Raw genomic sequence first — 10,714 nt, 5'->3', positions numbered from 1 at the left:
ACCCCACCTCCAGCGGCGCCTGTGGGGCGTCGCCGCCAACCTCGCCGTCCTGGCCGGCTGGATGTCGCACGACGTCGGCCTGGAACCCACTGCCCAGAAGTACTTCGTCATCGCCGCCCACGCCGCGCGGGAGGGCGGCGACCGCCCCCGCGCCGGCGAGGCGCTGTCCCGCGCGGCACGCCAGATGGTGCACCTGGGCCGCCCCGACGACGCGCTGGACCTGATGAAACTCGCCCAGTCCGGCTCCGGCGACCGCCTCCAGCCGCGCACCAAGGCGATGTTCCACACCATCGAGGCCTGGGCCCAGGCCTCGATGGGCAAGGGCCAGGCCATGCGCCGCACCCTCGGTCAGGCGGAGGACCTCTTCGTCTCCGACACGGGCGACGTGGAACCGCTCGACTGGATGCAGACCTTCAAGGACGAGGATCTGTACGGCATGCAGGCGCTCGCGTACCGCACGCTGGCGGAGCACGACCCGGACGCGGCCGCGCACGCCCAGCACTACGCGGAGAAGGCCCTGGCCCTCCGCGTCGACGGCCGGGAGCGGTCGAAGATCTTCGATCACCTGTCCATGGCCTCCGCCTGCTTCATCGCGGACGACCCCGAACAGGCGGACCGGTACGCACGGCTGGCTCTGATGGCGATGGGGTCGAACTCCTCCCGCCGCACCTGGGACCGGCTGCGCCAGATGTACCGGCTCACCGCCGAGTACGCCACCTATCCGAAGATCAGTGAGCTGCGGGAGGAGATCCGGCTGGCCCTGCCCAAGCCGAAGGGGAGGAACCCCGGGACCGCGCCGGCGTAGCGCCGGCGGTTCCGTACACCGGCTACGACATCACCCGGGCGGCCAGCACGCAGGCGCCGTCCTCGCGCTCCGTCCCGCCGAACTCCTCCACGACCGTCCGTACGCAGTCCTGCACGTCGCGCGCCGCGGTGAACCGCGGGGCCAGGTCGAGCAGGCGCTGTGCGGCGGCCCTCCGGCCGCGCCGCGGCACCAGTCCGTCGGTGTGCAGCAGGAGCAGGTCGCCCACCTCGAGGGTCTCCTCGGCCTGCCCGTAGCAGGATCCCGGGGTGGCACCGAGCAGGACGCCGTGCGGGGCGTCCGGTACCCACCCCGTCCCGCCGCGGAACAGCAGCGGGGCGGGGTGTCCTGCCCGCGCCCACGTCAGGGTGCGGGTGGCGGGACGGTAGCGGCAGCAGACGGCGCTGCCCAGGGCGGGCTGGGCGGCGCCGTCCAGCAACTGGTTGAGCCAGGTCATCAGCTGTCCGGGCCCGGAACCGGCCAGCGCCATGCCGCGCACGGCGCCCAGCAGCATCGCCATGCCGGAGGTGACGCCGGGCCCGTGGCCGGTGAGGTCGCCGACGCCGAGCAGGGTGTCGCCGTCGGCCAGCTCCAGCGCGTCGTACCAGTCGCCCCCGAACGGCGTGCCGGCCGAGGACGGCAGGTAGTGGGCGGCCAGGTCGAGTGCGGGGCGGCCCCGGTGCGGGAACCGCAGGGAGCCGCGCCACGGCGGCAGCACGGCTTCCTGCAGCTCGACCGCGAGCCGGTGCTCGGTCTGCGCGCGGTGCCGGTGGTGCTGCAGCGAGTCACGGGTCTCGCGCACCGCCGACTGGCTGCGGCGCAGCTCGCTGACGTCCCGCAGCACCGCCCACATCGAGGTGGTGCTGCCGTCGGCGTCGAGCACGGGCTCGCCCATCATGTGCACCGTGCGGACGGCGCCGTCGGGCCGCACGATGCGGAACTCCCCGTCGATGGGCCGCGCGTCGACGAGGCAGTCGGTGACCATCGCGGTCAGCCGGGGCCGGTCCTCCTCCAGTACGACGGAGGGCAGTTCGTCGAGGGTGAGCGGGGGTACGACGGGGTTGCGGCCGAGGATCCGGAACAGCTCGCCCGACCAGCCGGCCTCGCCCGTCAGCAGGTTCCACTCGGCGCTGCCGACCCGGCTGAGCAGTGAGCCGGGCGGCGCCGCGGGGGCCGTGACGGGGGTGGTGGTCACCGGTGGCGGTCCGTCCCTCAGCTGCGCCAAGTGGTCGTCCAATTCGTCGAGTTGATGCAGCGCCAGGTCGCACAACGCGCGCTCCCAGCGTCCCTGCGGATCCGACGCGTCGCCCTGTGCTCCCCGCCGCACGGCGTCCACCTCGCCCTTGAGCCGGCGCGCCTGCGATATCAGCGCGTCGAGCGGGCCGCGCCCCGGTGGCTGGGCGGGTGAGCGGTCCGCGGAGAGATGGGGCGGCATGACGCACTCCGATGCGAAACGGTACGGCCGGGGCGGCGGGAAGGGCCGTTACGACTGTCGCACAGCCGGCGACGGGCCGTAGGGGATTTGGCAAGACACGGCAGGAGGATGCACCCGGCATATGCCACGGTCTTCCGGGGTCCGCAACGGGAAAAGTGACGCAGGTCACATGAATTGGCGGCCGGTCGGACGTAATGCAGAAGGCCCCTGCGGACTCCTAACAACAACGGCACAACGGCCGACTCGACGATCCACAGGGGGGACCGATCATGGACATCACTCTCGAACAGCCCGCCCGCGCCCACCTGATCACCGGGCGCGGGCAGGAACTCCCCGTGCCCGTCACCCTGCGCTACGCCTCCGCGGACCCGCTGGCCGTGTACCTGGACTTCCCGCCCGAGACCGCCCTCGACGGCAAGGACGTCACCTGGACCTTCTCCCGCGCCCTGCTGGAGGAGGGGCTCCAGCGGCGGGCCGGGGCCGGGGACGTGCACCTGTGGCCGTGCGGCGCCTTCCGCACGGTGCTGGAGCTGCACTCGCCCTCCGGCCTGGCCCTGCTCCGGTTCGAGACCCCGCCGCTGCGCCGCTTCCTGCAGCGGAGCTACGCCGTGGTGCCGCCAGGCCAGGAGGACCTCTCCACGGCTGTCGACCAGGGCCTGATCGCCCTCTTCGGCGCGGTCTGATCCGGCCGGGCCCGGCACGGGGGACGGCCCGGCCGCTCTCTTCGTCAGTAGCGCAGCGCTCCGGCGATCCCCTGCGCGTCGCCCAGGGTGCCGTCGGGGACGAAGCGGACGTCGGCGCCCGTCTCCAGGCACTGCTCGACGATCTCGTCCACGATGTCCTCGCGGGCGCCCGGTTCCTCGGTGTCCGCCGGAACCAGGTGGCCGCCGACGCTGTCGCGCACCGTCACGCGGTAGTTCTCCTCGACGGCCAGCAGCCGGATGCGGCCCTCCCGGGCGGTCTGCCAGATCTCGTCGACACCGGCCGCGTACTCCTTGCGTCCGCGGGCCGCCTCCAGCTCGCGGGCCACCGCCGCGGTGCCGCTCCGCGTCTCCTCGTCGTGCACGGGCCGTATGGCCCGCCGGACGGCCTCGGGGGTGCCGTGGGCCAGACCGCCGCGCTGGACGTGCGCCGCGCACTTGGCGACGCTGCCGACCTCTTCCAGGGCGGACAGCGCCGCCGGCTCGCCCGTGACGTACAGCGGACGCGGGTGCTCCCGCAGGACCGCGCTCATCGCGCTGTCCGCCTCCCGCAGGAACTGGCGGGTGCCCTGGTCCCGGAAGGTGCTCGGCGCGTCGCCGATCTGCATCTGGCGTTCGGCGTCGAAGTTCTCGACGAGTTTCCTGGTCAGGGGGAAGCCGCCGGTGTGGTCCTCCGTGACGCGGTCGCCCGCGCCGCTCCACAGCGTCACGCGGTCCGCGGAGACGGACAGGACCCAGAACGGGCGCTCGGCGGTCTGCGCGGAGACCAGGTTGCGGGTCAGGAAGGTGTCCGAGAGGACCACGCGCTCCGGCACGCTGCGGGACAGCGACCACACCTGGTGCTCGCCCGGGGCGGCGAAGATGACCAGACCGTCCTCGGCGTACGTCAGGTCCACCTCGGCGAGGGCCTGGTCGAGCTGCCGGACGACGTCGTTGCGCCGTTCCCGGGTGACCTGCGGGTCGGTCTCCAGCTGCTTCTTGGCCTCGGCCACCACATTGCGCAGCCGGACCGGATCCTGTGCGTTGTCGGGCTCGCGGCGGTGCATCGGCGTCAGCACGGACACCGCGGGGTAGAGGCGCGGACGCCGCAGCTCGGTGAGTATCGAGGGACTCAGCTCGTGCTCCATGACAGCACGATAGGACCGATAGGCGAATCAGGCATTCGGGGCAACTCGGCTGGCGTGTGGGACCTTTCGCCGCTATGGCGGCCGCAGCCGCGGCCCGGCATGATCCGCGACGGACGGGGCGCGTCCGCAGGGCCTTCGCGCGCCGGCGCGGACGGCACCGCGCGGGGGGCTGCGCGGGTCCGGACGCCGGTGGCACGGTAGCCTGCTCATGAGGCAGCGATGGCCGATGAGGTGTACGTCCGGCTCCTCGGCGGTTTTGCCGTGGCGGTGGGGGACCGCCCGGTCGCCACCGGGGCCTGGCGCCTGCGCAAGGCCCGGAGCCTGCTGAAGCTGCTGTGCCTGGCACCGGGCCACCGGATGCACCGGGAGGAGCTCTACGACCTGCTCCGGCCGGACCTCGACCGGGCGGCCGCGTCGAACAACCTCCACCAGGTACTGCACGCCGCGCCCTGCCTCCGCGGGGGCGGCCGGCGACGTCGTGACCCTCCGGGACGACCTCGTACTGCTCGGCCACGACGGCGGGGTGCGGATCGACGTCGACGAGCTCGACGACGCGGTCCGGCGTGCCGCCCGCGAGGCCTGCGCGGAGAGCCTGCGTCTGCTCGACGCCGTGGAGGCGGGGCCCCGGCCGACAAGGTGCGCGCCTCCTGCCCGGACGCGGTCCTCGACCGGCTCGTCGGGGTCAAGGACACCTACGACCCCACCAACCTGTTCCGCCTGAACCAGGACACCCGCCCCTCGACGGGAAGGTGACCGGACCGGGCCGGGTCGTGCGGGCCCGGCCCGCAAACGTTGGAGAAGTCTTTGCCCTTGGCCGACACCTGACGCTCCGCCCCTGGTGACAGGCGCTCCGGCGGATGTTCCGGGAGCAAAGTGCGGCCGGAACGGCGGGGGCCGCCGCGGCATCCGGGCCACGGACGCGTTGACCACTCCTGCTCCGATGGCACACGCTCGTCATATAGATGGTCGATGCAACCGGTTCCATGGGAGGCAACCGATGTGCGGCATCACCGGCTGGGTCTCCTACGACCGCGACCTCCGGACCGAGGCCGCGACCCTGGACGCGATGACGGAGACGATGGCCTGCCGCGGCCCCGACGACCGCGGCACCTGGTCCGAGGGCCCGGCGGCCCTCGGACACCGCCGGCTCGCGATCATCGACCTGCCCGGCGGCCGCCAGCCGATGACCGCCGGCACCCCGGAGGGCACCGTAGCCCTCGTCTACTCGGGGGAGACCTACAACTTCACCGAACTGCGCCGTGACCTCACCGCCCGCGGCCACCGCTTCACCACCGACTCCGACACCGAGGTCGTCCTGCGCGGCTACCTGGAATGGGGCGACGCCGTCGCCGAACGGCTCAACGGCATGTACGCCTTCGCCGTCTGGGACGGCCGGCGCGACGAGCTCGTCATGATCCGCGACCGCATGGGCATCAAGCCGTTCTACTACCGGCCCACCCCCGACGGTGTCCTCTTCGGCTCCGAGCCCAAGGCCGTCCTCGCCAACCCCCTGGTGACCCTGGACGGCCTGCGCGAGCTGTTCACCTTCGTCAAGACTCCGGGGCACGCCGTCTGGGACGGCATGCGCGAGGTCGAGCCCGGCACCGTCGTCACCGTCGGCCGCACCGGCCTGCGCACCCGCGTCTACTGGCGGCTCGAGACCCGGCCGCACCCCGACGACCGCGACACCACCGTCGCCACCGTCCGCACCCTCCTGGACGACATCGTGCGCCGCCAGCTCGTCGCCGACGTGCCCCGCTGCACCCTGCTCTCCGGCGGCCTGGACTCCTCCGCCATGACCGCGCTCGCCGCCCGGCAGCTGGCCGGGCACGGCGAGAAGGTGCGCAGCTTCGCCGTCGACTTCGCCGGGCAGACCGACCACTTCGTCGCCGACGACCTGCGCGCCACCCCCGACACGCCGTTCGTGCACGACCTGGCGCGCGCCGCCGGCACCGACCACCAGGACATCGTGCTCGACGCGCAGACCCTCGCCGACCCGGAGGTCCGGCAGCGGGTCGTCCGCGCCCGCGACCTGCCCCTGGGCTTCGGCGACATGGACGCCTCGCTGTACCTGCTGTTCCGCAGCATCCGCGACCACTCCACCGTCGCCCTGTCCGGGGAGTCCGCCGACGAGGTCTTCGGCGGCTACCAGCACTTCTTCGACGAGGAAGCGCGGCGCGCCGACACCTTCCCCTGGCTGGTGCGGCACCTGCGCGACTTCGGCGACGACGCCGGCGTCCTGCGCCCCGGCCTCGTCCGGGCCCTCGACATCCCGGCGTACGTCGCCGACGGCTACCGCACCGCCGTGCGCGCCGTGAGCCGCCTGGACGGCGAGAGCGACTTCGAGTTCCGGATGCGGCGGATCTGCCACCTCCACCTGACCCGCTTCGTCCGCGCCCTGCTCGACCGCAAGGACCGTATGAGCATGGCCGTCGGGCTGGAGGTCCGCGTGCCCTACTGCGACCACCGCCTCGTGGAGTACGTCTACAACGCGCCCTGGGCCCTGAAGTCCTTCGACGGCCGGGAGAAGAGCCTGCTGCGGGAGGCGACCGCCGACCTGCTGCCGAAGTCCGTGTACGACAGGGTCAAGAGCCCCTACCCGTCCACCCAGGACCCCAAGTACGCGCTCGCGCTCCAGGACCAGGCCAAGGACCTGCTCGCCCGGCCGGACCACCCGGTCTTCGCCCTCGTCGACCCCGAGCGGCTGCGCCGCGCCGCGCACCGCGAGGTCACCCCCGGTACGCAGGCGGCGCGGCGCGGCCTGGAGAGGGCCCTCGACCTGGCCGTCTGGCTGGACCTCTACCGCCCGCGGATCGTCACGGGCTGAACTGAGCAGCCCGTCGCGGCCGAGGGGCCCGTCCCACCCGTTCCCGGGCGGTTCCGTGTCCTCCCCGCACGAACTGCCGCCGGCCGGCAGGGGTCCCCGTAGTAGTCGCCGAAAAACAACGGATGTCGCTGACCTGCACTGATATGCCTGGTTTGCTGGTCAGCCCGGAGCGCGGCCCCGTGGCGGCGCAGCCGGTCGGTGCCCGGCACTGCTTCTGCAGCGGGGTGCGGAAGAACCGCTGCGCGGCCTTGGCGTTGCGTCTGCTCGGCGCCGGGATGTCCAGGACGTTCCCGTCCTGGACCACCGCCCGTCATCGGTACCGCCGCTCGCCGTTGCGCTTGGTGAAGCCCTCGTTTGGATGCCGCTTGTTCTCCGGGTGGGGTGGGCGGCGTCACCGGCCGGCGGCGTGGGCCGGGCCGAACGTCGGGCACCCACCTGCCGGGCCGCCTCGTACGAGGCGGCGCCCCGGGCGGGCACGAGTTCCCCGACCGCGCGGAAGCTCAGCGGGAAGTGGTGGTACCGCTGCACGCCGTGTGCGAGCACCTCCACCGGGAACCGGTGGTCCCGGTGTGGCGGCGCCGCCGCGCCCACGAACCCGCCGGCGAACGACCTGAAGATCATTCCGTCGGCCAAGTCGACGGCGCCCGCGGGAGGGGTCAGCGGCGGTCGTGCTCGGCGGACTGGACCCAGCCCGGGATGTAGTCGAGCCAGTCGAACTTCCACAGGCCGTTCTCGCGGCGGAGCCGGCTTTCGTAGCGGGCGCCGTGGACCCGCGCGTCGAGGGTCTCCTTGGTGGGGGCGAACGGCACGACGCGGAAGACGTCCATCGTCGCGCGGTCGCCGGAGACCTTCACCTGGAAGTCGCCGGCCGCGTGCTGCATGGAGGGCTGGCCCATGCGCAGTTCCTTCAGCGCCGCGACGATGTCGCGGCCGCTGTTCAGCTTCCCGAAGGGGATCAGGTCGGCCTTCGCGTCGGCGGTGAACGCGGTGGTGAGGAGGCCGAAGTCGGCCTGGTCGAGGGCCCAGGCGTAGCGGATGTACGCCTCCGCGACCTGCTCCTCGGCACTGCCCTGCTCGGTTGGCCGGGGGACGGTGTGCCAGGGTGCGTCGAGCTCGCTGAGGATCGCCGGAGGAGTCCGGTCGTCGGGCCAGTCGGGCGTGCGGCCGGCGAAGGACCAGCCGCGGGCGTGGTCCCGGTTGCCGTGCTGCCAGTCCAGGTCGAAGCGGATCTTGTCGATCCGCCAGCCCTCGGGGGTGCGGACGTAGGTGTTGACGAAGTGGCCGCCGAACAGGAGGGCGTCCAGTGCGCCGTCGGCGCGTTCGTCGGCGAGCGTGCCGAGCAGGTAGGCGCTCTGCTGGGCAGTGGTTCCGGACACCGCTGTGTAGGAGTTGGTGGCCCGGTACCTGGTCAGGTCGGTTTCGGCGGTGCTGCGGAGCAGTGCGGCGGCGATCTCGGACGCGTCGGTGAAGCGCCCCAAGTGGCTCAGGTGTGCCTGGGCCCCCGGGGTGAAGCAGCCCGCGAGGGCGGCTTGGTCGCGTGACTGCCATGCCGTGCGGAACGCGGTGAAGACGGCGTCGATCCCGCTGCGTTCGGAGGCGGTCTCGCGAAGGTCGTCCGTTGCGTTGGGTGGTGTCATGGGGGTTCGGTTCCTATGTCGTGGTGCGGGATGCCCCGCGGCGTCAGGCGGTGTCGGCGGTGGCGTCTGCCTGCCCGCCGGGCGGGAAGTGCGGCAGCACGTACTGGGCGAGCTCGTCGATCACCTCGCGTACGGGGCGGCGGCTCTGCTTGAAGTTGAGCATCAGCTGGTCGATGCCGATGTCCTGCCAGGCGTGCAGGAGCTCGAGGAGAGGTTCGCGGCCGACGCTGATGCCCTGGTGGACGGGGCTCGGCTCGGCGGTGGGGTTCTCGGAGAGGTCCAGGTAAGTGGCCTGGTTGAAGGGCTTGAAGGCGCCTTCGTCGCGGTGGGTGAGTTCGCGCCAGCGCTTGACGTTGAGCGCCTGCTGCTGCAGGGGCGGCGTGTAGTAGAGCCACCCGTCGGTGTGCTCGGCGATCCACTCGATCTCCTGTCGGCCCCGGCCGGTCATGAAGACGGGGAGCCGCCCGTGCGTGGGCTTGGGCAGCAGATCGGTGCCCTGCATGGTGCCGAGCGGGGAGGACACGGTCGGGAAGCGGTTCTCGGTGACGGTGCGCAGGTAGGCGACGGAATCGCGGAACCGTTCCCCGCGGCTCTCGTAGTCGACCCCGTACGCGGGGAACTCGACCGGGCGGTCCCCGGTGGCCACGCCCAGCAGGAACCGACCGCCCGAGAGGTGGTCGATGCTGGACGCGGCCTTGGCGGTGTCCAGTGGGTGGTGCAGCGGCAGTACGACGCTGGAGGTGCCCAGGCTGATGCGCTCGGTCGTGGCGGCGAGGTGGCCGAGGTACGCCCAGGTGTCGAAGACCTGGCCGGTGTCACCGAAGGTCGGGTCGAGCAGGGGAACGTCCCGGACCCACACGGAGGCGAAACCCGCTCGCTCTGCCTGCTGGATCAGGCCGACGTGGTCGGCGAGGGCCGGGACCGGGCCGCTGAACCCCTCCAGCGGGGTGATCACGCCGAGAGTCATGCGCCCCTGGCTGAAGGCCTGGCGCAGACCGGGGTGGTTCGAGAAGGGCGGCTGGTGCTCGCCCTGGACATCGAGGGCTGCTGCTGTCTGGTTCATGGCACTCACGCTAGGAATTGACATCGATGTGAAGGTCAAGCCGAGCGAGAGTCAGATGGGTCACACGGGCGCGTCCGTGTGTGTTTCGGCCCCCACGGGCCGGGAGTCCGGCGACCGCGTCATGCCGTCCTGGCTCCGGAGAGCCGTCGGGGCGCGGACGGCATCCGGGCCCGCTCGTCCTCGGGGTGACAGAAGTGACGGCCTTCACCGCCGGCCGCCTCGGCGAGGTAGCAGCGGATGGCGTCGCGGTTGCGGGCCAGGGTGTCGATGCGCTCCTCGATCTCGGCGAGTTCCCGGGTGAGCTTGGTGACGAGCTCGGCGTCGACGATGGGTCGTACCTCACTGCCCGCCCCCTGGAAGCAGGGCACGATCTCCCGGATCACCTCGGTGCCCAGGCCTGCCTTGAGCAGGGCGCGGATCTGCTCGACGCGCGCGACGGAGCTTTCCGGGTAGTCGCGGTACCCGTTGGCCAGGCGGCACGGGTGCAGCAGCTCCTGGGACTCGTAGTAGCGCAGCAACCGGGTGCTCACCCCGGTTCGGCGCGACAGCTCGCCGATCTTCACAGTGGTCCACCTCACACGGCAAGAACTTGACCCTGACACTGGTGTGCAAGTTTACCGTCAAGCTTGTGAATGCAAATATCCAAGATTCAACCAAGGGGTCGGCGTCGGGCATCCCCCTCTCCGTCGTCGACCTCATGCCGTTCCGCAAGGGTGACGACGCCTCCCGGACCATGAGCGACACCCTCGCTGTGGCGCGGGCCGCCGACGCCGCCGGCTACCACCGCTACTGGATCGCCGAGCACCACAACGCGAACGCGCTCGCCTCGTCCGCGACGGTGGTCGTGATGGCCGAGGTCGCCGCCGCCACCGAGCGCATCCGGGTCGGCGCGGGCGGCATCATGCTGCCCAACCACATGCCCCTGGTGGTCGCCGAGCAGTTCGGCACGCTGGAGGCCTTCCACCCCGGCCGGATCGACCTCGGGCTCGGCCGCGCTGCGCACCATCCGGCACTACGAGGAGGCCGGCCTCGTCATCCCTTCCGCCCGCTCCCAGGGCGGCTTCCGCCTCCACCCCGAGGCCGGCGTCGCCCGCCTGATGGTCATCCGCCGCATGAAGCCGC

Annotated in this window: 9 protein-coding genes and 2 pseudogenes; 6 read left to right on the top strand and 5 right to left on the bottom strand. The window is 72.2% G+C overall.

The window, feature by feature from the left end:
* Nucleotides 1-805: pseudogene (locus C1I97_RS22620) on the top strand (hypothetical protein); the annotation flags it as partial.
* A 22-nt stretch (nt 806-827) separates the two neighbouring features.
* Here C1I97_RS22620 and C1I97_RS22615 read toward each other — a convergent pair.
* Nucleotides 828-2,237 carry a PP2C family protein-serine/threonine phosphatase gene (locus tag C1I97_RS22615; protein WP_111005030.1) on the bottom strand — a complete coding sequence of 470 codons (1,410 nt, stop codon included), beginning with the start codon at nt 2,235-2,237 and terminating at the stop codon, nt 828-830.
* 269 nt (nt 2,238-2,506) lie between these two features.
* On the opposite strand from C1I97_RS22615, the gene C1I97_RS22610 reads away from it, so the two are divergent.
* Nucleotides 2,507-2,920, top strand: a complete 414-nt coding sequence (locus tag C1I97_RS22610; RefSeq protein ID WP_111005029.1) for an SsgA family sporulation/cell division regulator — start codon at nt 2,507-2,509, stop codon at nt 2,918-2,920.
* Between the two features lie 44 nt (nt 2,921-2,964).
* Here C1I97_RS22610 and C1I97_RS22605 read toward each other — a convergent pair whose 3' ends face one another.
* The gene (locus C1I97_RS22605) at nt 2,965-4,065 is read right to left on the bottom strand and encodes a baeRF3 domain-containing protein (protein ID WP_111005028.1); all 1,101 of its coding nucleotides are present in this window, start codon (nt 4,063-4,065) and stop codon (nt 2,965-2,967) included.
* Between the two features lie 219 nt (nt 4,066-4,284).
* Here C1I97_RS22605 and C1I97_RS40080 point away from each other — a divergent pair, with 219 nt between their 5' ends.
* Nucleotides 4,285-4,818, top strand: a complete 534-nt coding sequence (locus C1I97_RS40080; RefSeq protein WP_220040851.1) for a BBE domain-containing protein — start codon at nt 4,285-4,287, stop codon at nt 4,816-4,818.
* 244 nt (nt 4,819-5,062) lie between these two features.
* Nucleotides 5,063-6,892 carry an asparagine synthase (glutamine-hydrolyzing) gene (gene asnB, locus C1I97_RS22595; protein ID WP_111005027.1) on the top strand — a complete coding sequence of 610 codons (1,830 nt, stop codon included), beginning with the start codon at nt 5,063-5,065 and terminating at the stop codon, nt 6,890-6,892.
* A 656-nt stretch (nt 6,893-7,548) separates the two neighbouring features.
* Here the strand turns inward: asnB and C1I97_RS22590 are convergent.
* The 3 genes from C1I97_RS22590 to C1I97_RS22580 all read right to left on the bottom strand — a co-directional run bounded on the left by C1I97_RS22590 (nt 7,549) and on the right by C1I97_RS22580 (nt 10,155).
* Complete coding sequence (locus tag C1I97_RS22590; RefSeq protein WP_111005026.1) at nt 7,549-8,529, bottom strand: nuclear transport factor 2 family protein; 981 nt, start codon at nt 8,527-8,529, stop codon at nt 7,549-7,551.
* 43 nt (nt 8,530-8,572) lie between these two features.
* Nucleotides 8,573-9,592 (bottom strand): LLM class oxidoreductase, encoded by a 1,020-nt coding sequence (locus tag C1I97_RS22585; RefSeq protein ID WP_111005025.1) that lies wholly within the window; start codon nt 9,590-9,592, stop codon nt 8,573-8,575.
* Nucleotides 9,593-9,711: 119 nt separating this feature from the next.
* Entirely contained in the window at nt 9,712-10,155 is a 444-nt protein-coding gene (locus C1I97_RS22580; protein WP_111005024.1) for a MerR family transcriptional regulator, read from the bottom strand.
* A 134-nt stretch (nt 10,156-10,289) separates the two neighbouring features.
* Between C1I97_RS22580 and C1I97_RS41660 the strand changes: the two are divergent.
* Both C1I97_RS41660 and C1I97_RS41655 read left to right on the top strand, forming a co-directional pair.
* Nucleotides 10,290-10,553: pseudogene (locus tag C1I97_RS41660) on the top strand (LLM class flavin-dependent oxidoreductase); the annotation flags it as partial.
* A gap of 34 nt (nt 10,554-10,587) precedes the next feature.
* The coding region (locus C1I97_RS41655) for a MerR family DNA-binding transcriptional regulator (RefSeq protein ID WP_258382691.1) at nt 10,588-10,714 on the top strand (127 nt) is incomplete at its 3' end.

This window comes from Streptomyces sp. NTH33, from assembly GCF_003236365.1.
Lineage (GTDB): Bacteria > Actinomycetota > Actinomycetes > Streptomycetales > Streptomycetaceae > Streptomyces.
Note: the sequence above shows the minus strand (reverse complement) of the source record. Positions and strands in the feature narration are given on the sequence as shown.

Bases quoted from the DNA above. Each gene is read 5' to 3' on its own strand.
- C1I97_RS22615 (WP_111005030.1), bottom strand. From the start codon at position 2,237: ATGCCGCCCCATCTCTCCGCGGACCGCTCACCCGCCCAGCCACCGGGG.
- C1I97_RS22610 (WP_111005029.1), top strand. From the start codon at position 2,507: ATGGACATCACTCTCGAACAGCCCGCCCGCGCCCACCTGATCACCGGG.
- C1I97_RS22605 (WP_111005028.1), bottom strand. From the start codon at position 4,065: ATGGAGCACGAGCTGAGTCCCTCGATACTCACCGAGCTGCGGCGTCCG.
- C1I97_RS40080 (WP_220040851.1), top strand. From the start codon at position 4,285: ATGGCCGATGAGGTGTACGTCCGGCTCCTCGGCGGTTTTGCCGTGGCG.
- asnB (WP_111005027.1), top strand. From the start codon at position 5,063: ATGTGCGGCATCACCGGCTGGGTCTCCTACGACCGCGACCTCCGGACC.
- C1I97_RS22590 (WP_111005026.1), bottom strand. From the start codon at position 8,529: ATGACACCACCCAACGCAACGGACGACCTTCGCGAGACCGCCTCCGAA.
- C1I97_RS22585 (WP_111005025.1), bottom strand. From the start codon at position 9,592: ATGAACCAGACAGCAGCAGCCCTCGATGTCCAGGGCGAGCACCAGCCG.